Source organism: Ensifer sp. NM-2 (assembly GCF_003024455.1).
GTDB lineage: Bacteria > Pseudomonadota > Alphaproteobacteria > Rhizobiales > Rhizobiaceae > Ensifer > Ensifer canadensis.
This window is the reverse complement of the sequence record NZ_PVZR01000027.1, coordinates 1-25,547: the sequence shown is the minus strand read 5'-3', so window position 1 is coordinate 25,547 and position 25,547 is coordinate 1. Positions and strand designations below refer to the sequence as shown.

23 protein-coding genes and 2 pseudogenes are annotated in these 25,547 nt (G+C 58.6%); 18 read left to right on the top strand and 7 right to left on the bottom strand.

Annotated features, from left to right (window positions below):
- Window positions 1-74 precede the first annotated feature (74 nt).
- A pseudogene (locus tag C6558_RS33280) lies at window positions 75-846 on the top strand (anti-CBASS protein Acb1 family protein); the annotation flags it as partial.
- Between the two features lie 416 nt (window positions 847-1,262).
- Window positions 1,263-1,639: pseudogene (locus tag C6558_RS33275) on the top strand (DUF2213 domain-containing protein); the annotation flags it as partial.
- Between the two features lie 121 nt (window positions 1,640-1,760).
- Here the strand turns inward: C6558_RS33275 and C6558_RS33270 are convergent.
- From C6558_RS33270 to C6558_RS33255, 4 genes are all read right to left on the bottom strand, one after another.
- On the bottom strand, window positions 1,761-2,786 hold the full coding sequence (locus tag C6558_RS33270; protein ID WP_057204556.1) for an ABC transporter permease: 1,026 nt from the start codon (window positions 2,784-2,786) through the stop codon (window positions 1,761-1,763).
- Window positions 2,787-2,821: 35 nt separating this feature from the next.
- Window positions 2,822-4,363: a sugar ABC transporter ATP-binding protein gene (locus tag C6558_RS33265; protein ID WP_025429004.1), complete on the bottom strand. Its 1,542-nt coding sequence runs from the start codon at window positions 4,361-4,363 to the stop codon at window positions 2,822-2,824.
- A 165-nt stretch (window positions 4,364-4,528) separates the two neighbouring features.
- Window positions 4,529-5,458: a sugar ABC transporter substrate-binding protein gene (locus tag C6558_RS33260; protein ID WP_107028329.1), complete on the bottom strand. Its 930-nt coding sequence runs from the start codon at window positions 5,456-5,458 to the stop codon at window positions 4,529-4,531.
- A gap of 237 nt (window positions 5,459-5,695) precedes the next feature.
- Window positions 5,696-6,508, bottom strand: coding sequence for a TIM barrel protein (locus tag C6558_RS33255; protein ID WP_107028328.1), 813 nt, complete (start codon window positions 6,506-6,508; stop codon window positions 5,696-5,698).
- A gap of 350 nt (window positions 6,509-6,858) precedes the next feature.
- Between C6558_RS33255 and C6558_RS33250 the strand changes: the two genes are divergently transcribed.
- Window positions 6,859-7,908, top strand: a complete 1,050-nt coding sequence (locus tag C6558_RS33250) for a capsular biosynthesis protein (RefSeq protein ID WP_107028327.1) — start codon at window positions 6,859-6,861, stop codon at window positions 7,906-7,908.
- Between the two features lie 519 nt (window positions 7,909-8,427).
- Here C6558_RS33250 and C6558_RS33245 read toward each other — a convergent pair.
- Window positions 8,428-9,459 (bottom strand): LacI family DNA-binding transcriptional regulator, encoded by a 1,032-nt coding sequence (locus tag C6558_RS33245; protein WP_107028326.1) that lies wholly within the window; start codon window positions 9,457-9,459, stop codon window positions 8,428-8,430.
- Window positions 9,460-9,624: 165 nt separating this feature from the next.
- Here C6558_RS33245 and C6558_RS33240 point away from each other — a divergent pair, with 165 nt between their 5' ends.
- From C6558_RS33240 to C6558_RS33200, 9 genes are all read left to right on the top strand, one after another.
- Window positions 9,625-10,716, top strand: coding sequence for a fatty acid desaturase family protein (locus C6558_RS33240; RefSeq protein ID WP_107028325.1), 1,092 nt, complete (start codon window positions 9,625-9,627; stop codon window positions 10,714-10,716).
- Between the two features lie 36 nt (window positions 10,717-10,752).
- Window positions 10,753-11,070, top strand: coding sequence for a MocE family 2Fe-2S type ferredoxin (locus C6558_RS33235; protein WP_025428998.1), 318 nt, complete (start codon window positions 10,753-10,755; stop codon window positions 11,068-11,070).
- 39 nt (window positions 11,071-11,109) lie between these two features.
- On the top strand, window positions 11,110-12,336 hold the full coding sequence (locus tag C6558_RS33230; RefSeq protein WP_107028324.1) for an NAD(P)/FAD-dependent oxidoreductase: 1,227 nt from the start codon (window positions 11,110-11,112) through the stop codon (window positions 12,334-12,336).
- 53 nt (window positions 12,337-12,389) lie between these two features.
- Window positions 12,390-13,187, top strand: coding sequence for a 3-methyl-2-oxobutanoate hydroxymethyltransferase (locus tag C6558_RS33225; RefSeq protein ID WP_107028323.1), 798 nt, complete (start codon window positions 12,390-12,392; stop codon window positions 13,185-13,187).
- 85 nt (window positions 13,188-13,272) lie between these two features.
- Complete coding sequence (locus C6558_RS33220) at window positions 13,273-14,091, top strand: sterol desaturase family protein (protein WP_199197095.1); 819 nt, start codon at window positions 13,273-13,275, stop codon at window positions 14,089-14,091.
- Between the two features lie 160 nt (window positions 14,092-14,251).
- A complete protein-coding gene (locus C6558_RS33215) occupies window positions 14,252-15,238 on the top strand; it encodes a sulfate ABC transporter substrate-binding protein (protein ID WP_107028321.1) in 987 nt (328 codons plus the stop codon).
- Between the two features lie 92 nt (window positions 15,239-15,330).
- Window positions 15,331-16,152 carry a sulfate ABC transporter permease subunit CysT gene (cysT, locus tag C6558_RS33210; RefSeq protein ID WP_057204530.1) on the top strand — a complete coding sequence of 274 codons (822 nt, stop codon included), beginning with the start codon at window positions 15,331-15,333 and terminating at the stop codon, window positions 16,150-16,152.
- A gap of 2 nt (window positions 16,153-16,154) precedes the next feature.
- A complete protein-coding gene (gene cysW / locus C6558_RS33205; RefSeq protein WP_107028320.1) occupies window positions 16,155-17,042 on the top strand; it encodes a sulfate ABC transporter permease subunit CysW in 888 nt (295 codons plus the stop codon).
- The gene (locus C6558_RS33200; protein ID WP_057204526.1) at window positions 17,039-18,064 is read left to right on the top strand and encodes a sulfate/molybdate ABC transporter ATP-binding protein; all 1,026 of its coding nucleotides are present in this window, start codon (window positions 17,039-17,041) and stop codon (window positions 18,062-18,064) included. Before cysW ends, C6558_RS33200 begins: the two co-directional genes overlap by 4 nt.
- A gap of 309 nt (window positions 18,065-18,373) precedes the next feature.
- On the opposite strand, the gene C6558_RS33195 is transcribed toward C6558_RS33200, so the two are convergent.
- Together C6558_RS33195 and C6558_RS33190 are read right to left on the bottom strand one after the other, a co-directional pair.
- Window positions 18,374-18,745, bottom strand: coding sequence for a hypothetical protein (locus C6558_RS33195; RefSeq protein WP_107028319.1), 372 nt, complete (start codon window positions 18,743-18,745; stop codon window positions 18,374-18,376).
- Window positions 18,742-19,071: a DUF6516 family protein gene (locus tag C6558_RS33190; RefSeq protein ID WP_244494747.1), complete on the bottom strand. Its 330-nt coding sequence runs from the start codon at window positions 19,069-19,071 to the stop codon at window positions 18,742-18,744. Before C6558_RS33190 ends, C6558_RS33195 begins: the two co-directional genes overlap by 4 nt.
- Before the next feature lie 590 nt (window positions 19,072-19,661).
- Here C6558_RS33190 and C6558_RS33185 point away from each other — a divergent pair.
- The 6 genes from C6558_RS33185 to C6558_RS33160 all read left to right on the top strand — a co-directional run.
- Entirely contained in the window at window positions 19,662-21,593 is a 1,932-nt protein-coding gene (locus C6558_RS33185; protein ID WP_158268990.1) for a glycosyltransferase, read from the top strand.
- A complete protein-coding gene (locus C6558_RS33180) occupies window positions 21,590-22,699 on the top strand; it encodes a hypothetical protein (RefSeq protein WP_107028317.1) in 1,110 nt (369 codons plus the stop codon). Before C6558_RS33185 ends, C6558_RS33180 begins: the two co-directional genes overlap by 4 nt.
- 61 nt (window positions 22,700-22,760) lie before the next feature.
- On the top strand, window positions 22,761-23,333 hold the full coding sequence (gene rfbC / locus C6558_RS33175; protein WP_107028316.1) for a dTDP-4-dehydrorhamnose 3,5-epimerase: 573 nt from the start codon (window positions 22,761-22,763) through the stop codon (window positions 23,331-23,333).
- A gap of 18 nt (window positions 23,334-23,351) precedes the next feature.
- Entirely contained in the window at window positions 23,352-24,407 is a 1,056-nt protein-coding gene (gene rfbB, locus C6558_RS33170; protein ID WP_107028364.1) for a dTDP-glucose 4,6-dehydratase, read from the top strand.
- Window positions 24,404-25,315, top strand: coding sequence for a dTDP-4-dehydrorhamnose reductase (rfbD, locus tag C6558_RS33165; RefSeq protein WP_107028315.1), 912 nt, complete (start codon window positions 24,404-24,406; stop codon window positions 25,313-25,315). The genes rfbB and rfbD overlap by 4 nt, the downstream gene beginning before the upstream one ends.
- Window positions 25,312-25,547: sugar phosphate nucleotidyltransferase (locus C6558_RS33160; protein ID WP_158268989.1), on the top strand; the 236-nt coding region annotated here is incomplete at its 3' end. The genes rfbD and C6558_RS33160, both read left to right, overlap by 4 nt.

Below are 25,547 nucleotides of genomic sequence, written 5' to 3'. Positions count from 1 at the left end.
GCGTTCAGCGGCCCGGACACCGCCCGTTGCCAGCATACTCCTCGCTCCTTGGCGTGGAACCTGAATTATGCCTGGGCGACAGCGTGCTCTTGTCTGTCGTCGAGGCCATCAAGCAGGCCGATGGTACCGCGGCGAACATCGCCAGCTTGGTGTTCGAAGCTAAGGTCAACATCATCCGGCTGCCGGATTTCATGCAGAACATTGGCAACGCCGAGTACCGCGCGAAGATCCTTGAGCGCTACACGCTCGCCGCCACGGCCAAGGGCATCAACGGCGACCTGTTGCTCGACAAGGAAGAGGAGTTCGAGCAGAAGACGGCCAGTTTTGCCACTCTACCGGAAGTCCTCATGGCGTTCCTGCAGATCGTTTCGGGCGCAGCCGACATCCCGGCGACCCGGCTTCTCGGCCAGCCACCGGCTGGCATGAACGCCACCGGCGAAAGCGACCTGTGCAACTATTACGATCGCCTGCAGGCCATGCAGGAAGTCGAGATGACCCCGGCCATGATGCAGCTCGACGAGTGTATCATCCGCAGCGGTACCGGCTCACGCGACGCCGACATCTACTATGAGTGGGCGCCCCTCTGGGGAATGTCTGAGAAGGAAAAGGCCGACGTCGTTCAAAACGAAAGCCGACGCTGCGCGCCAGTTGGTGGGTACTTCGCCGGGTCAGGAAATTATTCCCCGCGAAGCTGTGTCCGACGCTCTGGTCAACGCGCTCGTCGAGGATGGCTCGCTGCCCGGACTCGATGCGGCGATCGAGGAATATGGCAAGCTGAGCGAGCAAGAGCCCTCCGAAGACGAGCATGCGGCCGCAGCAGCCGCACAGTCAAGTCAGGAGCGATGAACCCGAGCGGCTCATCAAGAGGCCGAGAATATCACCATAAAAAGTGCGGCCCAGAGTAAGGCCGACAACTCGGCCGCCAACAGAAACCCAAACGTGGTGTCGCTCATGCAATCCTCCGTAGGCAACCTCCATTGCCAGGAGGAACTATAGGGGAGGGACGGCGATCCCGCTACTCATTAAGACGCAAGCAGCGAGTAAATCAGAACGCCGACAGAACCCCAGAAGCCAACCATTACCAGCGCCATCGCGGCAACCAGAACCTTTGTCACTACAAAACTCCACGACTGTTGTACGGGTCCAAAACCTAGCCCAGCGCTGAAATTTTTGTATCGGACCATGGTCTGATCTCGCTGCTTTCGTTGACGGTGTGTCGAACCACCATCGCCGCAGGTGGCTTTTCTTTTGAGGCACTAGTCATGAAATTCACAGACACAGAACCGATCGCGGGCATGCGACGGACCGCCGACGGCTACCTTGTCGCCGAGGTCCGCACTGCTCGCACTGGCATCCGGGACTACGCCGGCCATGAGGTCGGCAAACCCGATATGCCGGTCGTGAAGGACTATCGGTCCGCAGACCAGGTTTTCGCATGCGACGGCCTTGGCTCCTATGCCCGCAAGCCGGTGACGAACATTCACCTTGACGAAGCGGTCAGCGCCGCCAACTGGAAGGACTGGCCGTCGGCCAGATCTGTGACGAGGCCGCCCGCGACGGCGAGTTCGTTCGCATACCGCTGATCGTGATGGATGCCGCGGCAATCAAGGCCGTCGACGAGGGAAAGCGCCAAACGAGCGATTGCCGGTGTCCCGGTCCGGCGCACAGTTTGCGCTCAGCTGCTTGAATAAAAGAAGCCGGGATGATTTTCATCACCCCGGCCAGTTGGCTCACTGGGAGAACAGGTCTTCTTTGGAGGATCAGGCTTTCTTGCGGTTCTTCTGTCGATAGACGTCGATGACGACGGCGGCGACGATGATCAGGCCCTTGACGATTTCCTGATAGTAGGCGTCGACCCTGAGGAAGGTGAAGCCGGAGGTCATGACGCCGAGAATGATGGTGCCGATCACGGTACCGGTGATGCGTCCGACGCCACCGGTCAGCGATGTGCCGCCGATGACGGTCGCGGCGATCGCGTCGAGTTCGTACATCACTCCCATGCCGGCCTGCGCCGTCTGAGCGCGGGCTGCGGTGACGACGCCAGCAAGGCCTGCCAGCATGCCGGCAATGGCATAGACCTTGATCAGATGCGCCTCGACATTGATACCCGAGACGCGGGCTGCCTGAACATTGGCGCCGATCGCGTAGGTGAACTTGCCGTAGCGGGTGTAGCGAAGGGCAATGTGGAAGATGATCGCAACGACCAGGAAGACGATGACGGGCCAGATGCCGGTGCCGATGAAATTGAACTGCTCGGTGAGGCCCGAAACCGGCTGACCCTTCGTGTACCACTTGGAGATCCCGCGTGCCGAGACCATCATGCCGAGCGTGGCGATGAAGGGCGGGATCTTCGTTCTGGCGATCAACTGACCGTTGATGACACCAGCAAGCAGGCCGACGCCGATGCCGAGCCCGATCGGCACGATGGCCGGCAGGTCTGTCAGCGACGGATAAAGCGCACGCGGCCAGGTGGAGGCCTGCGCGACACTTGCCGAGAACATCGCGGTCATGCCGACAACGGAGCCGGAGGACAGATCAATGCCGCCGGTGATGATCACCTGGGTCACGCCGACGGCGATGATGCCGATAACGGCAACCTGCAGGATCATGATCGTCAGGCGCTGCGGGTTCATGAGGAAGCTCTGCCCGACGAAGATCCAGCCAAGGATTTCGTAGACAAGCGCGATGCCGATCAGCACCAGGAAGATGCTGAATTCGGGCGGCATCCGACGCTTCGCACCCGGAAGGGCCGAGCCGGTGCCTTGTGCTGCGACATTGGTTTCCATTGTTCGTTCCTCCCTGTGGTCCGTTCGGTTCGCGCTCAGCTGGCGGCGAGTTCCATGACCTTGATCTGGGTTGCTTCGGCTCGGTCGAGGATGCCTGTGACGCGCCCTTCATGCATGACCATGATGCGATCGCTCATGCCCAGCACCTCCGGCATTTCCGAAGAAATCATGATGACGGCAACGCCGTTGCGGGCGAGTTCGGTGACGAGGCGATGGATCTCTGCCTTGGCCCCGACGTCGATGCCGCGCGTCGGCTCGTCGAGGATCAGGATGCGCGGGTTGGTCAGCAGCCAACGGCCGATCAGCACCTTCTGCTGATTGCCGCCGGACAGGTTCTCGATCCGCTCCTGCAGATTGGGCGTCTTGACCCGAAGCTTGCGGCTCATCTCCTCGCAAGCCGCGGTGATGTCCTTTTCCGAGACAAAGCCGGCCCTGACGAAACGGTCCTGCAGTACGGCGATCTGCATGTTTTCAAGCACGTCAAGGATCAGCAGACAGCCGGTGTCCTTGCGATCTTCCGTCAGGAATGCCATCCGGTTGCGGATGGCGGTGTTGGGGCTATCGATCGAAACGGTCTTGCCGTCGATGGCGATGGTGCCGGAGCTTGCCGGGGTGACGCCAAAGAGCGTCTCGGCGACATTCGAGCGGCCGGAGCCAACCAGCCCGGCGATCCCCAGGATTTCGCCGGCACGCACGTCGAATGAGACGTCGTGGAACACGCCGTCAAGCGTCAGATTGTTGACCGAAAGCATGACGTCGCCGATCGGCACCTCTTCCTTCGGGAACATCTGGGTGATCTCGCGACCGACCATCATGCGAATGATGTCATCGCGGGTGACTTCGCTTGAAGCATGCGTGCCGATATATTTGCCGTCACGGAAGACCGAGAACTCGTCGGCAATCTCAAAGAGCTCGTTCATCTTGTGGGTGATGTAGACGATGCCGATGCCCTGTGAACGCAGATCGCGGATGATCTCGAACAGGTGCGCGACCTCGCGCTCCGTCAAAGCCGAGGTAGGCTCATCCATGATCAGCACGTCGGATTCGTAGGAGACCGCCTTGGCGATCTCGACCATCTGGCGGTTGGCAACCGAGAGGTGGCGGACCTCGATTTCAGGGTCGAGCTTGATCTTCAGGCGATCGAACAGCCGGGCGGTAATGCGGCGCATCTCGCCATGATCGACAAAGCCGAAGCGGTTTTTCGGTTCGCGCCGGATCCAGATGTTTTCGGCGACGGTCATGAACGGCATCAGGTTCAGTTCCTGATGGATCATGGCGATACCGTTTTCGAGCGCGTCGAGCGGCGACTTCAGCCTGATGTCGGCGCCCTTCAATCGCACCTCACCCTTATCGGGCGTATAGATCCCGGCCAGGATCTTCATCAACGTCGATTTGCCGGCGCCATTCTCGCCCATCAGCGCATGGACGGTGCCGCGCCTCAGACGGAAGGACACGTCGTCGAGCGCGACGACGCCGGGAAATTCCTTGCGAATGCCTTCAACGTTGAGAAGGTATTCGGCGTTGGGTACGGCGCCGCTGGCGCGCACGGCGGCCATCGTTGTCGGACTGAGCGTCATTGTCATTGCCTCCCCGTCAATTCCGGCTTTCGCGGAAAAGTCCTCGCAGCTGGTGGGTCAACCAGCCATTCTCCTCGCAGGCGCCAATCTACCGGATCAGCGCACCTGCCGCGCGGGACTGTTTTGGTTGGGAGCGCGAGATATCCCGCGCTCCCAATGCAAGCATCAGTTCTTCGCCTGATAGCTGGCCATGTTTTCCTTCGTGACAAGTTCGAAGGGGATGTAGACCTTCTTCTCGACCGGCTCGCCCTTGGCGAGTTTGAGGGCTGCATCGACAGAGCCCTTGCCCTGGCCGGCGGCGTTCTGGAACACTGTCACGTCGAGGTCACCTGCGGCCAGGGCTGCAAGCGCATCCTGTGTCGCGTCGATGCCGCCGATGACGACGCTGTCCATCGGACGGCCAGCAGCCTTCAGCGCCTGGATCGCGCCGATCGCCATTTCGTCGTTGTTGGAAATCACGGCGTCAAACTCAAGGCCGGCAGAAAGCCAGTTGGTGAGCAGGTCCGAGCCTTGTGTGCGCGACCAGTTAGCGGTCTGCTCCTCGACAATCTCGATACCCTTGCAGGCTTCCGTCGCGAGCACGTCATGGATGTCCTTGGTACGCATGCGAGCAGCCTGGTTGGAAAGCTCACCCATCATGACGACGGCCTTGCCCTTGCCGCCGAGCATCTTGCAGATTTCCTGGGTCTGCAGCGTGCCGGATTCCTGTTCGTTGGAAGCGACGAAGGCCTGCTTTTCCGGCAGGGTGTCGACGTTGACAGGCTCGCGGTTGACGTAGACGAGCGCAATGCCCGCGTCAGCGGCGATCTTCGACATCGCGGCCGTTGCGTCGGTATCAACAGGGTTGACGATGATGGCGCTGACGCCGGCTGCGATGAAGTTCTGGATCTGGCTCTGCTGCTTCGAAACGTCGTTCTGTGCGTCTTCGATCTGCAGGTCGACGCCGTCGAGCGTCTTGGCGTAGTCGGACATGCCATTGCGCAGGACCGTCAGGAAGTTGTCGTCGAACTGCGCCATGGAAACGCCGATGGTTTCGGCATGGGCCGCCGTCGACATCATCACCGCCATGGCTGTACCCAGCAGGAATTTCTTCATTGTCTTTCTCCTCCACATTTGGTGCCCGGCCACACCTTCTCCAGCCGGAAACGCTGACCACATCGGGTCGCGCCCATCTCTGATTGGAAGCGGTACTCCCGCTGCGCTCCAATCAAAACGGAATAAAAGAACCAGTGATTTGCAATTACGGAATATGTATTCCATTTTATGCGGGCGTCGTCAAGGGTGTCTTTCGACGCCTCGCTTCGTTTTGCAATGCTCTGTCGGCTTTGCCGGTCAGGTATTGGCTTCGATGTAAGTCATGCTGGTCTTGAGGGCGGCTGCCGGATCGGCGACGCCATGGACTTCATCGGCAAAAGGTTCGAACGAGAAGGGGCCGGAATAACCTGCAGCCTTCAGGCGGCGGATCTGCCCGACATTATCGAGGGCGTCGTTTTCGTTGACCAGAACACGATGTGAATCGCGCAGATCGGCGATCGCCACATCGCTGTCAGTGACGCCGGATATATGAACGAGACCGGTCATCTCGGGATGGATTGCTTGCTCGCCGGCGAGATGGTGGTGGAAGGTGTCGTGCACGACGCGGAACGTAGCCTCGCCGCCGATTGCCCTTATGCCGTCAACAGCCTCCGTCTTGGAGCGAAGCGAGCAGATCTCGAAGCCGAGTGGCTCGACAAGGCCGATGATACCGGCCGCATCGAGCATCGGCTTCAGCGCCGTAAGGGCTTCCTTTAGGTTTGCCTGACGCTCACCATCGGCCTGGCCGCTGCCATCATTGAGGGGAACAAGAACGAGCGCTTTTGCCCCGCAGTCCCTGGCATAGGAGATCAGTTGTGCGGCTTCGGCGGCGCGCGTGTCGTTCCATTCATTGAACCGCTGCAGGGCGTTGATCGAGATAATGGTCAACCCATGTTCTGCTGCCAGTGCCGTAACGTGTTTTGCGGGTGTGCCATCTAGAATGGCATTGCCGGTCAGGTCGTTGCGGATCTCGACGGCAGTCATGCCGAGCGATCGCGCAAGAGCAAAGAAGGCGTCGAGCGGCAGGCCGGGGGTTGTCATGTGATTAAGCGCGAAGGGTAGGGTGGTCATGGGAATGTCTCCTCCAGGTGTGGTTCGTCGGTAGCTATAAATGGAACGTTCATTCCATTTATAGCTACCCGTGCAAATCACCAATGACTAGGAGGTAGTTGACGCGTGTCCGGTCAAAGCACTTGCATTGTTGCAAGATTGTCTCTTCCAGATGATGGAATCCAATCAGATTCCAGGTGACCTCAGTGCAGATCTACCGTCCGCGTGCGACTGCCCTTGAACTCTTGCCCGGTTGGCCTGGATCGAGAAAGCTGTCTTCAACCGCCCGACGTATCGCAAGTTCGGTTTGCATTTCCCTTTCCAAGGTGATTTCTGGCGGAGCGCGCCGTGATGGCTGGCAGAGTGAGAATATGGACGTGCTCGACAATCCCGCACCAACCGCGACACAAGTCCGACCCTGGCACCCGAAATGGGGGGCAAGGCTCGGGGCGACTTATTTCGTGCACAACGCATTCCCTTGGTTGGGTCGCTATTTCGGCGATGCCCCGCTTCGCTCGACGCTTGCCCCCAGGCTCGATGGTATCGTTTCCTGGGGTGGTCGCCTGCCAGCACAGACAGCGATGCGAATTGCGCGATTGCGCAAGCTTCCGCATTGGCATCTCGAGGATGGTTTCCTGCGCTCCGTCGGTCTCGGCAAGGATGGAAGTATTCCGATCTCGATTGTCGTCGATGATAAAGCGCTGCCGGTCGATGCCGGTCGCGCCTCCCGATTGGAGTTGCTGATCCGCGATGCGGCTGGCGGCTTAGCGCATGATGTTGGTGCCCCGATCCGCGAGGCCCTGGTGGCGCACAAGCTGTCGAAATACAACAACCTCCCTCACAGTGAACCTCGCCTCGACCTCTCGACACGGCGCCGGATCCTGCTGGTCGATCAGGTGTTTGGGGATGTTTCCGTTGAAAAGGCCTTAGGCTCGCCTACCTCCTTTGACCGCATGTTGGATGACGCACTTGCAAGCGGTGCGCAGATTGTCGTTCGCACGCATCCGGACGTCATTGCCGGTCATCGCAAGGGCTATATGACCGAACGGGCATCGAAGTTACCAGGCGTAACGCTGATGGCCGACAAGGTGTCTGCTGCGGCCATTCTCGCCGTCGTCGATGAAGTATGGACCGTCTCCAGCCAAATGGGTTTCGACGCACTTTTGCGTGGCCTTCCCGTTCGTTGTTATGCGACCCCATTTTATGCGGGCTGGGGGCTGACAGACGATCACGTGGAAGATCGTGCCCAATTGGCCCATGCGAGACGGACAATTGCACATCCCACCCTCGATCAGCTTACTTTCGCAGCGTTCGGCCTCTACCCTGTCTATCGTCATCCAAAGACATGGGAGATGTTGGAGCCCCTCCAGGCAATCGATTATCTGGTCGAAGAAATTGCCACAACTGGACGGAATGCCTGATTTTTTATGGCCTCGATTTCTTAATCAGCGAGTCCACGGTTCGAGCCCGTGATTACGCGCCATTCCCATTTTTCTGCTCTGCTAAAAGTTGCTAGTTTCCAATTCACGTTCCATTTTTGTTCCTGAAAGCAGCTGTCCAATCGTCCATTCAGACTAAACTTTCTTTGAACGACCAAAATATCGACAGAGGGAGCGCGACCTGCGGGGAAAGTGTCAATAGAAAGCCGGGGAAAGTGTCAATAGTGTCGTGGTGAAAATGTAAATATGCCTTGGGGAAGTGACGAAGCCAAAATCGCTCACCGCAGGTGGTGCTGTTTCCCGACCGTCATTTCCGCCGTGCACACCTTGTCTACGATGCGTTTCGCCGCCCTTGACTACACGGGTGATCGTGCGGTTCGGCGATCGGGATTGTGTTCGCACAGGGAAAGCACCGTTTGCCGTTCTGGTTCTCCTTGCGGCGGCGGTCGATGCGGTCCACCTTCTTGTACTCCGGTTTGATGTGGCCACCGACATACTTCGTCAGATGTTCTCCGGCGTAAAAAGATCGAACGGCAGGAAGGTCTGTCCCGGGGCCCCCGTCGGCCCTTTGCCGATTGCCTGCACCATCAGATTGATTGTTTCCCGTGCAAGGCCCCCCGTCGGCGTCGATATCGCCAGGGTCACGACATCGTCGGCGAGTGCTAAGCGCGACTCCGGCGTCAATTCATTGACGACGGCGATCAGCTTGCCTTCGAGTTTTTCCTCGCGGATCGCCGAGATTGCTCCTTCCATGCCGCCGCCGCAGACATAGAAGCCGGTCAGATCCGGGTGGCGTTGCAAGAGGTTGAGCGTCGCTTCGTGGGTGATCTCGGCAGTGTCGAGATTGACCATGGTGTCGAGCACCTCGAATTCGGACGCGTGCTCGCGAAAATAGGATCGGAAGCCGATTTCACGCAGTTCATGGCCGAGAAAGCGATGGCTGCCGACGAACGCTGCGACCTTGCCCGGTCTCTTCGCAGCCTTGGCAATCATCCAGGCCGCTGTCCTGCCGACCTTGTGATTGTTCAAGCCGATGTAACCTTCGCGGATGCCGGCTGCAAAGTCGGAAAGCAGGGAGAAAACCGGGATCCCGCGTTCCTTCAGTTCTTCGACCACTGCGGTCACCGCCGGATAATCGGGCGCGACGAGGGCAATCGCCTGATTGCGGGCAGCCATTGCCTTCAGCTTCTCGGTGATACCCGTCGGTGTGGAGTTGGCGACGAATTCGATCTGGGGCAGGGCGCGGACGTTTGACAGCGCGAGCGCTGCGTTCTGGATCTCTTTGGCCACAGTTTGGTAGAAGGATTGTTGCGGCTTTTGCAGGAGAAAACCGAGGCGGTATTGCGGAAGGTCCTCGAAGACCCGCTGACGAAGCAAGCCGACCGCGTGGTAGCCGATGGACTTGGCCGCATCATAGACCCGTCGCGCCGTCTCTTCGCGCACGGGATGTCGGCCGTTGAGCACGCGGTCGACGGTTGCAACGCTGACGCCCGCGGCTCGGGCAAGATCGGCAATTGTCGGTCTGTTGCTCATGGCTGCCCCTGAAACTATTCCATCATACATGAAATGCAAGATATGATGGTATTTGAGAGAATATATCATCACTGCATTGAGGACTTGCAAAAGTCAACCTATCGTCAGTTCCAAGAGATGAGGAGCGGCCGCCGGCGTGTGGTCGATTGCGGGAGGAGAATCCGGATGGCGATGGTTCCGACGAAGCGTGATTACAGCTTGCTTGGCCGCGACGCTCAGGCCGCGGTCGCCAACGGGCTGTCTGCGGCGGAGTGGTATCACACGGAGATCCCGCGCAAGCAGATGAAGGAACTGATGAAGCGCGAGGATGGCCCGGCGATCCGCGATACGGCCATCTGGTTCGCCAGCCTCATCCTCTTCGGCGGCCTCGGCGTCTACTTCTGGGGGACATGGTGGGCCGTTCCCTTCTTTCTCGTCTATGGCGTTCTTTATGGCTCGGCTTCTGACAGCCGTTGGCATGAATGCGGCCATGGCACGGCGTTCAAGACGATGTGGATGAATGACGTCGTCTATCAGGTCGCCTGTTTCATGATCATGCGCAATCCGGTGACCTGGCGCTGGAGCCACACGCGTCACCACACCGACACTGTCATCGTTGGTCGGGACCCTGAAATCGCCGTCATGCGGCCGCCGGATCTGCTCCGGCTCATCTTGAACTTTTTCGGCATTCTCGATGTCTGGCATGCCGTCATCGACATGGTGCGCAATGCCTTCGGCGTCATCAGCGCAGCCGAGAAAACCTTCATTCCGGACATGGAGCAGCCGAAAGCAATCAGGATCGCGCGGATCTGGTTTGCGATCTATCTCGCAACAATCGGCCTGTCGTTCTATCTCGGCTCGATCCTGCCGATGATGCTGATCGGCCTGCCGCGCCTTTATGGTGCATGGCATCATGTGCTGACGGGCCTCCTGCAGCACGGCGGGCTTGCCGACAACGTCACGGACCACAGGCTGAACAGCCGCACGGTCTACATGAACCCGATCAGCCGCTTCATCTATTGGAATATGAACTACCACGTCGAGCACCACATGTTCCCGATGGTCCCCTACCATGCGCTGCCGCGGCTTCACGCCATGATCAAGCACGATCTGCCGGAGCCGAATCCATCCATGCTCCACGGCTACCGCGAGATGATCCCGGCCTTCCTGCGCCAGCTGAGGAACGAGGATTATTTCCTCAAGCGCGACCTGCCGCCGACGGCAAAACCCTATCGCGAAGAGTTTCACAGCGATGCCCTGGTGCATGCTGCCGAATAGGCACGCCAGCAAACAACAGCATTTGGAGGAAAGACCATGAGTGGAAACTGGATCGAGGTCTGTGCGGCCGACGAGATCGACGAAGAGGATGTGATCCGCTTCGACCATGACGGACGCACCTTTGCCGTCTACCGCAGTCCCGACGACGAATATTTTGCGACCGACGGTCTCTGCACCCACGAGCACATCCACCTCGCCGATGGCCTGGTGATGGACGACATCATCGAGTGTCCGAAACACAATGGTCGCTTCAACTACAAGACCGGCCAAGCCAAGGGCGCCCCCGTCTGCGTCAACCTGAAGACCTACCCAGTCAAGGTCGAGGCCGGCAGCGTCTTCATCGCGGTCGCCTAAGCGAGCTCAAGGCGTCCAAGGAAACATTGGGAGAGGCACATGAACAGGATTGTCATTGTCGGCGCCGGCGAGTGTGGTGCGAGGGCAGCTTTTGCACTCAGGGAAAAGGGCCATGAGGGTGACATCACGCTGATTGGTGCCGAACCGCATCTGCCATACGAGCGGCCGCCACTCTCGAAGGAAGGTCTGGCTGGACCGCTTGATCCCAAATTCGTCGCCGACGCCGCGCGCTATCAGGCTGCCGGGATCCAGGTACTCACCGATACGCCGGTGGCGGCCATCGATCGCGATGCGAAAACGGTACGGCTCGCCGACGGCCGGCAGCTCTCCTACGACAGGTTGTTGCTGACCACTGGTGCGAGGCCAAGGTCATTGCCGGGCCTGTCAGAGGCATCACCACTAATCCGGATGCTTCGGACGCATGCGGATGCTGCTGCCATCCGCTCAAAGCTCGCACCAGGCAAGGTGCTGGCCATTATCGGTGGCGGGTTTATCGGCCTGGAACTCGCAGGGACCGCCCGCAAGCTCGGCGCAGATGTCGTTCTCCTCGAGGGCCTGCCACGGGTGCTTTCCCGCGGTGTGCCGGAAGAAATCGCCGCCGTCGTTGCCGCGCGGCATCGACTGGAAGGTGTGGACATTCGCTGCAATTCCAGGATCGCCGGCATCGAAGAACGCGAAGAGCAGGTTGAAATTCGGCTTGCCGACGGAGACATTCTTGTCGCCGACCTGGTCGTAGTCGGCATTGGAGCGGTGCCGAACACGGCCTTGGCCGAGGCTGCCGGCCTTGCCATCGACAATGGCATCGCCGTCGATGAGACGCTTTGCACCTCAGACCCCGACATTTTTGCGGCCGGCGATTGCTGCTCCTATCCGCTCGGGCACTACGGTGGTCGACGCATAAGGCTTGAAGCCTGGCGAAACGCGCAGGACCAGGGAACACTTGCGGCGGCCAATCTGCTCGGTGCTGCCGAGACGATTGTGAGCGTGCCCTGGTTCTGGTCCGATCAATATGACCTGACCCTGCAGATCGCCGGCCTTGCCGATAGTGCTGTGATGACGGTGCAGCGGGACCTTGGCGATGGCGCCTTCATTCTCTTTCATCTTGACGCCAGCGGTCGACTGATCAGTGCGAGCGGTATCGGCACAGGAAACGCGATCGCTCGCGACATCCGCCTTGCCGAGATGCTGATTGCTGCCGGGAAAACTCCGGATCCGCAGGCGCTCGGCTCAATCGACATCAAGCTGAAGGCATTGCTCGCCGCCTGAGGCACGATGCTTTTTCCCCTTGTTATAATAACAACCGATACCCGGAGATCCTGATGCGAAACCGCCGCCCGACCGTTGCCGACCTTCTTTCGATGAAAGGCAAGAGACAGTTGACGATGCTGCGGGTCGAAACGCTGGATGAGGCGGAGGCCGCCGAAGCGGCTGGCATCGACCTGGTCTCCGTGCCGCCGGCGCTGCTTGGGCCGGAGTTTCGCGAAGTGGCCCCGACCTGTTTTGCCTTTCCGGGCCTCGAATATGGCGATCTGGTCACGGCCGACGAATATATCCGCGCCGCATTCAAGGCGCTCAAAGCGGGAGGCGACGCGGTTTACTGCGCGGCAAGCCTTTCTACCGTTCGCCGCATGCGCGAAGAGGGTATCCCGGTCTGCGGGCACGTCGGCCTCATCCCGTCGAAGGCCACCTGGACCGGCGGGTTTCGCGCCGTCGGCAAGACGGCGGCAAGCGCCATCGAGATCTGGCGCCAGGTAAAAGCGTTGGAAGAGGCGGGCGCCTTTGCCGCCGAGATCGAAGTGGTGCCCGGCGAGGTCGCCGCCGCGATCAGCGCGAAGTCATCGATGCTCATGCTGTCGATGGGCGCCGGCACGGGCTGCGACGCGCAGTATCTCTTCAGCGATGACGTGCTAGGTGCCAATCGTGGCCACGTTCCCCGTCACGCAAAAATCTATCGCAACTTCGCCGCTGAATATGAGCGGCTTCAACGCGAGCGCATCGCCGCCTTTGCGGAGTTTGCCGAAGACGTGCGGTCCGGCGCCTATCCCGACAAAGCCCATCTCGTCTGGATAGACCAAACGGAACTGAACGCGTTTCTGTCGGATCTTGAGCGGGTTTGAGCCGGGGCTTGCCTTGCCTTGCTCGGTCTGGTTGGTGTATTTAGCGGTCTGATTATCTCCCACGCAAGCAGCACTGGATTTCCACTTGAACGCGTTCGTCCAGGGCACCCTGACTTTTCTCGCCATTCTTGCGGTCATCTACGCCGCGACGGTGCTCGTTTATTTTGCGCTCGGCTACGGCATCACCTGGCTCAATGATCGCAATCCGGAGCGGCGCATCCAGAAGGGGCGGCGAGGGGAGAAGCGAAAGGCGGTCGAGATCCGTCAGAGCATGGCGTCGATCCTCGTGACCTGCACATCGGTCGCGATCGGTCTCTTTGCCCAGTATCAGGGCTGGACATTGTTCACGCCCTGGGCCTTCAGTTGGTGGACGGCGGTACCACTCTTCCTGCTCTGCATGGTGCTGTTCGACGCCTGGTTCTATTTCGCGCACCGGCTGCTGCACACCAAGCTGTTCTACAAATATCACCTGCTGCACCATCGAAGTGTCGCCCCGACCGTGTGGAGCAACGATTCGATCGGTCTCGTGGATACGGCCTTGTCGCAGGGCTATTACGCCGTCATCGTCTTCATCGTGCCGTTTCCGCCGCTGATCCTGCTGGCGCACAGGCTGTTCGACCAGATCAATGGCACCTTCGGCCATGCGGGGTTCGAGTATTTTGCCTCGCCGACGGCGCGCTATCCGTGGCCGCTGTTGTGCACAACCTATCACGACCAGCATCACGCCGAATTCAATTACAACTACGCGAACTATTTCTCCTTTTGGGACCGTGTTCTCGGCACGATCTCGCCAGTCTATGACCGCCGGGTGGAGACGTTTGAAGGCGAGGCACCGGCCATCAGCCTCAAACGACCTTCGCAATCGGCCCCGACGCAAGAGGCGTCGGCAACCTCCGATCGTTAGGTCGCGGGCCACGGCCGCAACGCCATTTTCTCTGATATCCGAATTCGTTAGGCGATTTTTCTCGATCGCGAAACAAGCGAAGATCATGGTGCCTCGTCGTCTCCGATAGCGGCCGTTAGGTTTCATCTAACCTGCCGCCTCTATCCCACCGGAGATACCCATGAAGAAACTGCTGATCGCGGGCGCTGCCATTGTTGCGCTCCTGAGCGGACCGGCCCTTGCCGAAGCGCCGACCTCCCTTCTCAATGCCTCCTACGATGTTGCGCGGGAAGTCTTTGCGGCCGAGAACGAAGCCTTCATCAAGGCGCATCCGGGGATCACCGTCGACCAGTCGCATGCCGGCACATCGAAGCAGGCGCGCGCGATCGTCGAAGGTCTGGAAGCCGATGTCGTCACCTTCAACCAGGTCACCGACATCGACTTCCTGGCAAAGAACGGTTTCGTCGCCGAGGGCTGGCAGAAGGAGTTTCCGAACAATGCTTCGCCGTTCTATTCCTTCCCGTCCTTCCTGGTACGCGCCGGCAATCCGAAGGGCATCAAGGATTGGGGCGATCTTGCGCGTGACGACGTCAAGGTGATCTTCCCGAACCCGAAGACATCGGGCAATGCGCGCTACACCTATCTGGCGGCAACGGCCTATGCCAAGGAAGCCTTCAAGGACGACCCGGCCAAGGTCACGGAGTTCGTCAAGAAGATCTTCGACAACGTTCCGGTCTTTGATACCGGCGGCCGCGCGGCAACGACAACCTTTGTCGAGCGCGAAATCGGCGACGTGATCATCACCTTCGAGGCGGAGACCCGCTCGATCGCCAAGCAGTATGGCACCGACAAGTTCGAAAGCATCGTGCCTTCCGTCAGCCTGCTTGCGGAATTCCCTGTTGCGGTGGTCGACAAGGTGGCAGACAAGCGCGGTTCGCGCGAATTGGCAAAATCCTATCTCGATTTCCTTTATACCGACGAGGGCCAGAAGATTGCCGCTGAATATGGCCACCGCGTGCACAACGAGAAAGTAGCGGCGGAATTCAAGGATCAGTTCCCGGAGATCCGCCTGGTCACGGTCGAGGACGTGTTCGGCGGCTGGGGCAAGATCAAGGACGAGCATTTCGCTTCCGGCGCTGCGCTCGACCAGATCTACGGCAATCGCTGAAAACCGCGACATCAAACCGATCCAATTTACCCGGCGCGTTCTGCTCGCCGGGTTGCCATGAATGAAAGTTATGCCGCCGTGGAGGCGATCAATTGAAACGCAATGTCCTGCCCGGCCTGCCTCTGTCGCTGGGCATCACCCTCTTTTACGTAGGGCTGATCGTCGTGTTGCCCTTGGCGGCGCTGGTCTTTAAGGCGGCGAGCCTTGGACCTGCCGAATACTGGGCGATCGTCTCTTCACCGCGCGCTGTCGCCAGCTACCGCGTCACCGTGCTTTCGGCCCTTGTTGCCACCGCCTTCAACCTCGTCTTCGGCCTGGCGCTTGCCTGGGTACTCGTTCGCTACCGCTTCCCTGGGCGTCGGATCATCGACGCGATTGTCGATCTGCCTTTTGCCCTGCCGACGGCCGTGGCCGGCATTGCGCTGACGACGCTGTTTTCGGCCAATGGGTGGTTCGGAGCACTTCTAGCACCCCTCGGTATCAAGGTGGCGTACACGCCAATCGGCATCATGGTGGCCATGTGTTTCACCAGCCTGCCCTTCATCGTCCGTACGGTACAGCCGGTGCTTGAAGACCTCGATCCTGCACTGGAGGAGGCGGCCCAATCGCTCGGCGGATCGGACAGCTCCATTTTCGTGCGCGTTATCCTGCCCTTGCTGATGCCGGCGCTGCTCGCGGGCCTATCACTGTCCTTCGCCCGGTCGCTGGGCGAGTTCGGCGCGATCATCTTCATCGCCGGCAATCAGCCGATGGAAACCGAAATCACCGCATTGCTCGCCTTCATCCGGCTTGAGGAATACGATTATCAGGCCGCCGCCGCCATTGCGTCGGTGCTGTTGATCACCGCCTTCCTGATGCTGGCAGCCACCAATCTCCTGCAGGCCCGTGCCTTGCGCTACACCGCGAGGTCTTGAGCATGAGACCGACCAGACGCAAACCGCCGCGCGTCGGCGATGGGCCGATCATACGCCGTGTGTTGATTGGCACGACCCTGTTCTTCGGTGCCATTTTGGTGCTCGCACCCCTCATCGTGATTGCCGTCGAAGCATTCGGTCAGGGGCTCAAAGCCTATGTGGCGACCATCGCTCATCCCGATACACGCCACGCCATTTTCATGACGGTGGCAACCGCGTTGATCGCCGTTCCTATCAATACCGCCTTCGGTCTTGCGGCCGCCTGGGCAATCACCAAGTTCGATTTTTGGGGACGACGCTTCCTTCTCGTCGTGATCGAGATCCCATTTTCGATCTCGCCGATCGTTGCCGGCGTCGCCTATCTCTTCGTCTACGGTCTGCAAGGGTTGTTCGGCCCTATGCTGGAGGCTGCGGATATCAAGATCCTGTTTGCCCTGCCGGGAATTGTGCTTGCATCGATGTTCGTGACGGCACCTTTCGTGGCGCGTGAGCTCATTCCATTGATGCAGGCGCAGGGCAGGGACCTCGAAGAGGCGGCAACCTCGCTTGGCGCGTCAGGCTGGCGCACGTTCTTCTCCGTCACGCTTCCCAATGTGAAATGGGCGCTGCTTTACGGCGTGGTACTCTGCAACGCCCGGGTCATGGGTGAGTTTGGTGCGGTCTCCGTGGTCTCCGGCAATATTCGCGGCCAGACCAACACGCTGCCGCTCCATATCGAACTGCTTTATCACGACTACCAGGCGGCGGGCGCCTTTGCCGCTGCCTCAATCCTTGCGACGCTCGCCGTCGTCACCATCATTGCCAAGGTCGCGCTTGAGCGTCGCGGCGCAGGCCGCCGGCCGGCGCTTGCTGCCGCAGCCAAAGAACAGAATGCAGGAACCCGACCATGAAAATCCGTCTCGAGCAGGTCGTGAAGACCTTCGACACGTTCCGCGCCGTGCATGGTGTCTCGCTCGACATCGAGAGCGGACAACTGGTGGCACTCCTTGGTCCCTCGGGCTCCGGCAAGACGACAATCCTGCGCATGGTGGCCGGGCTCGAATATGCCGACGGCGGCCACATCTATTTCGGCGATCAGGACGCGACCGACATACCGGTGCGTGACCGCGGCGTCGGCTTCGTCTTCCAGCACTACGCGCTCTTCCCGCATATGACCGTTGCTGAGAACATCGCCTTCGGCATGAAGGTTTCCAAGACCAAGCGGAGCAAGTCGGAGATCGCGACACGTGTCTCGGAACTCCTGCGGTTGGTAAAGCTCGAAGGGCTTGGCGACCGTTTCCCCGGCCAGATTTCCGGCGGTCAGCGTCAGCGTGTAGCCCTTGCCCGCGCTCTTGCCGTCGATCCGAAGGTGCTGCTTCTCGACGAGCCTTTCGGCGCTCTCGATGCCAACGTCCGCCGGGATCTCCGCCGCTGGCTTCGCGAGATTCACGACGAACTCGGCATTACGACCTTGTTCGTGACGCATGACCAGGAAGAGGCGCTCGACCTGGCCGACCGCGTAGTGGTCCTCAATGAAGGCAAGATCGTGCAGGAGGGCACCCCTGCAGAAGTCTGCCGGCATCCGGGCTCGGCATTTGTCATGCAGTTTCTCGGGGACGTTAATAAGTTTCCAGGCGTGGCACGGGACGGTTTCGTTTTTGTCGGCGAAACGGCCACTGGTATCGCGTCCAGCGAAGTTGGTCCTGTCGAGGTATTCGTAAGGCCACGGGATGTGGTTTGGCAGAAGGATGCGGGAGGTATTCCCGTGGATATCGAGCGCATCTTACATCGGCCCGATGGATTGACTGTCGCTGGTACGACCAAAGATGGTGTTCGAGTGGAGTTTGAAATCCCTGAGCAAGTTGAACCCGATCTGTCTCAGGGGGCTGGGATTATCCTTAGGAACCCGCAGGTTTTCCCGAGAGGTGTTTAAATCGAGTGCGCGTGCCAGACCTTAAAGGGCGGGCGAATTAACCGGCGTCGGAGACCCGGCGCAAGTTATCATGCTGAACCGATCTTCATGAAAATGGGGAGAGACATGTCTCCTACAGAACATCGCAGTGAGATCGAGAAGAGAAGATCACGGAGTTTTGGCGTTCAGCGGAGCCGGCGGGCGTAACGCAACGATAACCGGCGCGCCGATGAGCGGAATTCCGGCCGTTTGTCCTTACCCAAGTGCCTGCGCGGTAAGATTAGGACAACGGCCTTACGTCTTCTCAGCATCCCTTTCTAGGGAGGACACCTACGCCGCCGATTTTGCGGACGTCATTACCATGTCAACGTGAATGTTTCCGAAGGGGCATGTAAGTGCGCCACGTTCATCACGCTCGATTAGTCCTAGATTAACAAGCACCGCAGCGTCTTCATGCACGCGCTTGACGTCTCGTCCTAGCCGGCGCGCAAGTTCACGGACTCCGATCGTTCCACTCCTAAGAAGCTCGTTCAGCATCTCCCATCGACGTTCGGTAAGGTGGGAGAAAAACGCTCCGGGAGTAGCAAAATTCAGCGTCTCGCCCTGATAGGTCCCGGTGGCAAGACCCACCGTGGCCTTCTCTCCGGCGGCGCGCAGGGCCGATTTCCAATCGGTGTTCGTCGTGATGGTCAATGTCCTCATGACTGCCTCCGTTTTTCGATCTCGGACATGAAGTCCTCAATGAGTTGCTCAAGCGACGTGAACTGGTAAGGATACTCCTTGCCGTCCAGATGCATATGATCACCCTTGCCGCGCTCGTTATCGAAACCGACGACGCGCTCGCGGTTTCGAATATAGACCATGCGATACTTGAAACCGTGCGTGGTCGGGGGAACGGGTTCCGGCAGCTTCCAGATGACAAACTGGATGATGCTGCCGTCTGCTTCAACGTTTTTGTGCTCGGTGATTTTTTGCGCATCCATGTTGGCTAATATGCCAACAATCGCCGCTGTTGTCAATCTGGCCAACACTGCGTTGTTCTAGACAGATCGCAGGCTTTCCTGAGTACCGGCAGGGGTATCATAGAAGGGCCTATGCGGACGGTGCCAGTAATGCCCCGGGGCGACGCCGCCAACGGTGAGCACAAGACGCAATTTCATGCTCCAACAATTTCAGAAGCTTCGTCGTTGGCGCCGCTTTCATTTCTTTAAGCACGTCATCAAATGAAGGTCGCATGGAGGGCCGAGGCCAGCCGTTCGTCGCGAGCCTTCGTGCGCGCAGATCTTACGGGCGTCCACATTGTGTGCTTGGAAAGATTGCTAATTTGGCGGGGAAGGCCAATTTATCGAACACGCAACAATCATGACGCCGATAGGCGGAGGCAGCCCTGGCCTCGTCAGCCGGTGATCCTTAACCAAAGCCGGATTGTGCAGGTAGGCCTACAAAAGTAGCCGCGCGCCGAGCTCGGACGATCAAGCTAGCACCTGCCTGAAACAGCATTGGATGCATGGATATTCGGTTTGCGCAGATAACTGGAATTATGAGTTAAATTTCATTCAAAGCTCTGGCATAAGCGGCATACCGACTCCGGTTTCGCTGAATTGCAAGATAGAGAATGATGGCTGACGCTTCACAGGTCGAATTCAAAGTGCCGCTCAAGGCTGCGCTGGAAGATTATGCCGACCGTGCTGTCGTTCTAACGGTTAAGGATCCAGGCCACCGTTTGGGTCTGCGCCCGCGCTTGGCGTTGCATCGTAAGGGCAGAGTACCGGCTACGGTCTTCCGCTCTTTCCTGGTGAACAGCAAAGGTCGCGGACGGTTTTATGGATGGCTGCCGGTGCAATTCGAAGGCGCAACGCTTTTCGCCGACGAAGCAACAGCAGAAATATCCGCGGACGTTACCCCGGAAATAAACGTGCGGCGGCTGTCGCTGCTCGAAATCGGGATTACCCTGGTTCTGCAACGACCCTTGTTCATTCTTCGTATTCTTCGTCTTCTCATGGCGCGCAACGTGAAAGGCGCAACGTTTCGCTTTGCCAGGCAAGTCGACGCTTTGTCCGCGCCGAGCTATGACGAATGGATCGACGCCCAGCAGGTGGCGGAGCGCGCGGAGGTCTCTGACGCGCCACAAGATTGGCCAACAGAACCTTTCGTCTTCGTTTCGATTGGGCGCGGCGCTGAGCAGGCCGTCGCCGAAACACGCGCTTCACTCGCCACCCAGACCTGGCGCAACCACGCCGAGATGCCTGCCAGTGAAGTCGCAGGTATGAAAGATGGGAACGCAGCCCGACCGCAACTATGGATGCGGCTTCCCGCGGGCATGCGCCTGGCGCCGCGCGCTTTGGAGAGGCTTTCCCGCCCCTTCGCTTTCTCGTCTTCGGTGGCCGCGGTCTACAGCGACGAAGATCGTGTCAATAAGCGTGGTCGCCGGATCGATCCGTTCTTCAAGCCGGCCTGGAACCCGCCCCTTGCTCAATCCGGTTGGCTCCCATTGGACGGCGCCCTTGTCCGCCTGGCTGACCTGCCGGAGGGCTTGGACCTCGAGAAGCTGCCGATGGGCGAGGTGATCGCCAAAGCTGCAAAGGGCCGCCGCGATGCGGTTCTTCATGTGCCTCGGGTCCTCTTGCACAGAGACGCTCCATACCAGCGAATGATGGGACCTGTTCGATTGAAAGCGGATGCAACTGACGTGCCCAAGGTGAGCGTCATCATTCCGACGCGGGATCGAGCTGACCTGCTAGAGGCATGTCTAAAGGGCCTTTTTGAAAGCACCGATGGCGTTGATCTGGATGTTATTGTCATCGACAATGACAGCAGCGAGCCCGCAGCTCTTGCTCTTATGGACCGCTATGAGAAGGCTGGGCGTATCCGTCGTCTGCCGCTGCCAGGTGGGTTCAATTTTTCACGGGCCTGCAATCTTGGTGTCGAAGCATCGCGCAACGAATTCATCCTTTTGCTCAACAATGACGTCGAACCATTGCAGCCGGGATGGCTTTCGAATCTTGCGCGGGAGTTAGATGATCCCGATGTCGGCGCCGCGGGCAGCCTATTGTTTTTCCCAGATGGTTACGTGCAACACGGCGGTGTTACGCTCGGGGCGGGGACTGTTGCAAGGCACAGCTTTCATTTCCTGCACCCGCAATCCGGTGAGGACAATGGTCTCTTGAGTGAGCGGCGGGAGATCTCGGCAGTCACCGCAGCTTGCCTGCTGACACGCAAAGGCCTTTGGATGCAAATTGGCGGGATGGATGAGAGCAATTTGACCGTTGCGTTCAACGATGTCGACTACTGCGTCAAGGTGCGGCAGGCGGGATGCACGATTGTTTGGACACCCGATAGCGCCATGCTGCATAGGGAATCGGTCTCTCGAGGTGCGGACAATACACCTGAAAAGCTGGGCCGTTTCGCGCGCGAGGAACAGACGGTGTATCAGCGGTGGGGCGATATTTTGCGGAATGATCCGTATCACAACCCGAACCTCTCTCTGATCGCGGAGGATTTCGTTCTCGAGGCCTGCCCGCGCGACCTAGCTCCGAGGTCATCACGATGACCGACCTGAGAGAACGGCTTGCCCTTTGGATCGAGCGCAAGTTGCCGCGCCCGAAATTGAGGCGAGGTGCGACCGGTCGTCTACGTGGGCCTGTCAAACGGATCATCGTCTTCGGGCGGATGCCGAACCCGACTTTTGACTATTATTTTGCTGCTCGGCTCGATGCGCCGGGCATGCCCCCGTCTGAGGTCGTCGACATCCGGCACGGCAATCTTGCCGACCTTGATCCCGAGGGGGCGTTCATTATCGTTTGTCGCTATGCTTCTGCGAAGGTTTTGACGTGGCTTGAATACAATGCTGACCGGTTTTCAGGCGTAGGCCTTTTTGTCGATGACGATATCCCGGCAGTGGTCACAGGCCGAGATGCGAGCCTTCGGTATCGCCTTGTCCTGTGTTTTCGAGCGCTGTGGCCGCTGCGCCGTCTCAATCGCCACCTCGATATAGTCTGGGCTTCGACGCCGCATTTGGCTTCGACATTGCAGTTGGATGAGGAGGTTCAGGTGCTGCCCCCGGCTCCTCCCGAAACATTATGGAGGCAGCAATCGCCTGGATCTGATCACGTTGCGAATTCGGCATCAGATCAGGTTTTGATTGCTTACCACGCGACTGGCGTTCACCTCGAAGAGCACCGCTTTCTGCGCCCGGTCATCGAGGAAGTCTTGGCGCAACGACCGCATGTGCACTTCGAAGTCTTTGCAGACGGCCGTGCCGCATCGATCTGGGAAGGGTTGGCGCGCGTGTCGGTCCGCAAACCACAACCCTGGAGCGAATACCTCGCTGACGGCGACAGCCGCACTATCGATGTGATGCTCGTCCCGCTTCACCCGTCGCGCGTTAACGATAGCCGTGCGCCTACAAAGCGGATCGATGTTGCCCGATACAAAGCGGCGGGTGTGTTTTCCGAGGGCGCAGCCTACGGTTATTCCGGCGAGGATTCTGAGCTGCGCCTTCCTTACAGCGCTGCCGCCTGGCGCGAAGCCATTTTGCAGCTTGTCGATGATCTGGAGACCTGTGAGACAATTGCTGTTGCGACGCGGCAAGCGGTCTTGCAAATGATGGCGGCAGCGGATACGGGTCTTGAGGTTTTTAAGAAGTGGCAAGCGTAGTGCCCTGTCGCACATTGCGCTGGGCCGGTGGCCTTCGATCTTTATATATAGGGTATTGCTAATGGCGTCCAAGGTTGTGTTGCTTCGCCCCAAACGATTTGGCGACGACAGGGGATGGTTCTCTGAAATCTACAGCGAAAAGGCGTTCTCTGGATACGGCATCACAGATCGTTTCGTTCAGGACAACCACTCGCTCTCAGTTCCTATTGGGACGTTAAGAGGATTGCATTTCCAGACGCCACCTTTCGCGCAAGCTAAGCTCGTTCGTTGCATCCGCGGTCGCATTTTTGATGTCGCCGTTGACATCCGTCGTAGTTCGCCGACGTTCGGGCGATGGGTCGGCGCTGAGCTCTCCGCGGAGAACGGTCACCAGCTCTATGTACCCGTCGGTTTCGCTCATGGGTTCGTGACGCTCGAAACCTCGACCGAAGTGACTTACAAAGTGTCCAATCTTTATTCTCCGGCGAATGATGGTGGCATTCTCTGGAATGATCCTGAGATCGGTATCGAGTGGCCCCTGCCTCTGGGTGTTGACCCAATCCTGAGCCTCAAGGACGGGCAGCAGCCGCGGCTGCGTGACTTCGATAGTCCGTTCGACTACGACGGCACTCAGCTCGAGCTGGTAGAAATGTAAATCTCGGAAGGAATGAGCATGCGCATTCTTGTCACCGGCGGCGCCGGCTTCATTGGATCGGCCCTGGTTCGGCACCTCATTGAGAACACCGAACATGAAGTGTTGAATTTCGACAAACTCACATATGCTGGTACGCTGACGTCTCTGTCTTCGGTTGCCTCTTCGCCAAGATATCGCTTCAAGCAAGGTGATATCTGCGATGAGCGAGTCGTGGCGGCAGCCATCAATGACTCCCAGCCTGATGTGATTACCCATTTGGCGGCAGAATCGCACGTGGATAGGTCGATCGACGGGCCGGGGGCATTCATACAGACGAACCTTGTCGGTACCTACACCATGCTGGCCGCTGCGCTGGACTATTGGCGCACGCTCGAAGGCGAGCGCGCTGAGCAATTCCGCTTCCATCACATTTCGACGGACGAGGTTTTCGGTTCGCTCGGTGAAACCGGCTTCTTCACCGAGACAACGCCGTATGATCCCCGCTCCCCTTATTCGGCGTCCAAAGCTGGATCGGACCACCTCGTCTCCGCTTGGGGGCACACATTTGGTCTGCCAGTCCTGATCACCAACTGCTCGAACAATTACGGCCCCTATCACTTTCCAGAAAAGCTGATCCCATTGATGATCGTGAAGGCGCTCGCTGGTGAACCGCTTCCTGTCTATGGAAATGGCACGAATGTTCGCGATTGGCTCTATGTCGAGGACCATGTTCGTGCACTGCAACATGTGTTTGAAAAGGGTAAACCCGGCCAGACCTACAATGTGGGCGGGAATTCTGAGCGCCGGAACATTGAAGTGGTGAAGACCGTCTGTGCGATATTGGACCGGTTGCACCCCCGCGAGGATGGCGGCTCCTATTCGCATCAGATCACATATGTCGCTGATCGACCTGGGCATGACCAGAGGTATGCGATCGACCCAGCGAAGATTGCTATTGAACTTGGCTGGAAGCCGATTGAAAGCTTCGAAAGCGGCATTGAGAAAACGGTCGCGTGGTATCTGAGCAACCGTGATTGGTGGTCCGAAATTCTTGATCAAACCGTGGCGGCCAAACGGCGAGGGTTGGGTGCATGAACAAGCGGCGGATTCTCATTACCGGCGGCTCGGGACAGGTCGGGAAGGAGTTACTCCGTTGTCGGTGGCCGAGTGATATAGAATTAGTTGCGCCGACCCGGCAGGAACTCGACCTGAGTGATTGCCACAATATCGAACAATATCTAGATGCAAACGACTTTTCAGCGGTTGTCAATTCAGGTGCCTATACAGCGGTGGACCGCGCCGAAATGGATGTCAAAACGGCTTGGAAGGTGAATGCCTTAGCGCCAGCGATAATGGCCGCAATCACCAAGACGCGCGGCATCCCGATTCTTCACGTGTCAACGGATTATGTATTCGATGGGTCGAAGGATGGACCCTACATCGAGAACGATCACGTTTCGCCGCTTGGTGTGTATGGCGCGTCAAAGGAGGCGGGAGAACAAGCTATCCGGACGGGAAATCCACGCCATATTATTCTGCGAACAGCGTGGGTGTTTAGCGAACATGGTTCAAACTTCGTGAAGACGATGCTTCGTCTGCGCACCGGTAACTCCATTGTGCGAGTGGTCAACGACCAGCAAGGCTCTCCGACCTCTGCGGGCGCAATCGCGGAGACCATCACGGCAATGACGATCACGTTGTTAGGTGAACGCTCCGCTCCCGTGGGTACGTACCACTTTACTAACGAAGGCGAGGCCACTTGGTTTGCTTTCGCGGACGAGATTTTTAAACAATGTGAAGCCCTCGGTTACGCGGTCCCAAGGCGCGAGTGCATTACTTCCGATGAGTTTCCGACTCTTGCAAGAAGGCCAAAAAACTCTGCGCTTTCATTGGCGAAAATAGGAAGAGACTTCGGAATTGTGCCCAAACATTGGCGTGAGCCGCTTAGTGACGTATTGGCGGCACTTTTAAGTTCAGAAGTGTTGCGAAAGGATGTGCAATGAAAGGGATTATCTTGGCCGGCGGCTCGGGAACGCGCTTGTATCCTGCGACGTTAGCCGTAAACAAACAGCTTCTCCCAGTGTATGACAAGCCAATGATCTATTATCCGCTATCAGTGCTGATGATGGCCGGAATACGTGATATATTAATCATTTCATCCCCACCATACATCGAAAGCTACAAGGCTTTGTTTGCCGACGGCAGTGAATGGGGACTTGCAATCTCGTATGCCGG

What these genes read in the sequence shown, in the direction of transcription:
- C6558_RS33250 (WP_107028327.1), top strand. Translation starts at nt 6,859, where the DNA reads ATGGACGTGCTCGACAATCCCGCACCAACCGCGACACAAGTCCGACCC.
- C6558_RS33215 (WP_107028321.1), top strand. Translation starts at nt 14,252, where the DNA reads ATGAAGAAACTGCTGATCGCGGGCGCTGCCATTGTTGCGCTCCTGAGC.
- rfbC (WP_107028316.1), top strand. Translation starts at nt 22,761, where the DNA reads ATGGCGTCCAAGGTTGTGTTGCTTCGCCCCAAACGATTTGGCGACGAC.
- C6558_RS33185 (WP_158268990.1), top strand. Translation starts at nt 19,662, where the DNA reads ATGGCTGACGCTTCACAGGTCGAATTCAAAGTGCCGCTCAAGGCTGCG.
- C6558_RS33265 (WP_025429004.1), bottom strand. Translation starts at nt 4,363, where the DNA reads ATGACGCTCAGTCCGACAACGATGGCCGCCGTGCGCGCCAGCGGCGCC.
- C6558_RS33260 (WP_107028329.1), bottom strand. Translation starts at nt 5,458, where the DNA reads ATGAAGAAATTCCTGCTGGGTACAGCCATGGCGGTGATGATGTCGACG.
- C6558_RS33180 (WP_107028317.1), top strand. Translation starts at nt 21,590, where the DNA reads ATGACCGACCTGAGAGAACGGCTTGCCCTTTGGATCGAGCGCAAGTTG.
- cysW (WP_107028320.1), top strand. Translation starts at nt 16,155, where the DNA reads ATGAGACCGACCAGACGCAAACCGCCGCGCGTCGGCGATGGGCCGATC.
- rfbB (WP_107028364.1), top strand. Translation starts at nt 23,352, where the DNA reads ATGCGCATTCTTGTCACCGGCGGCGCCGGCTTCATTGGATCGGCCCTG.
- C6558_RS33240 (WP_107028325.1), top strand. Translation starts at nt 9,625, where the DNA reads ATGGCGATGGTTCCGACGAAGCGTGATTACAGCTTGCTTGGCCGCGAC.
- C6558_RS33255 (WP_107028328.1), bottom strand. Translation starts at nt 6,508, where the DNA reads ATGACCACCCTACCCTTCGCGCTTAATCACATGACAACCCCCGGCCTG.
- C6558_RS33225 (WP_107028323.1), top strand. Translation starts at nt 12,390, where the DNA reads ATGCGAAACCGCCGCCCGACCGTTGCCGACCTTCTTTCGATGAAAGGC.
- C6558_RS33230 (WP_107028324.1), top strand. Translation starts at nt 11,110, where the DNA reads ATGAACAGGATTGTCATTGTCGGCGCCGGCGAGTGTGGTGCGAGGGCA.
- C6558_RS33235 (WP_025428998.1), top strand. Translation starts at nt 10,753, where the DNA reads ATGAGTGGAAACTGGATCGAGGTCTGTGCGGCCGACGAGATCGACGAA.
- C6558_RS33245 (WP_107028326.1), bottom strand. Translation starts at nt 9,459, where the DNA reads ATGAGCAACAGACCGACAATTGCCGATCTTGCCCGAGCCGCGGGCGTC.
- C6558_RS33200 (WP_057204526.1), top strand. Translation starts at nt 17,039, where the DNA reads ATGAAAATCCGTCTCGAGCAGGTCGTGAAGACCTTCGACACGTTCCGC.
- rfbD (WP_107028315.1), top strand. Translation starts at nt 24,404, where the DNA reads ATGAACAAGCGGCGGATTCTCATTACCGGCGGCTCGGGACAGGTCGGG.
- C6558_RS33270 (WP_057204556.1), bottom strand. Translation starts at nt 2,786, where the DNA reads ATGGAAACCAATGTCGCAGCACAAGGCACCGGCTCGGCCCTTCCGGGT.
- C6558_RS33195 (WP_107028319.1), bottom strand. Translation starts at nt 18,745, where the DNA reads ATGAGGACATTGACCATCACGACGAACACCGATTGGAAATCGGCCCTG.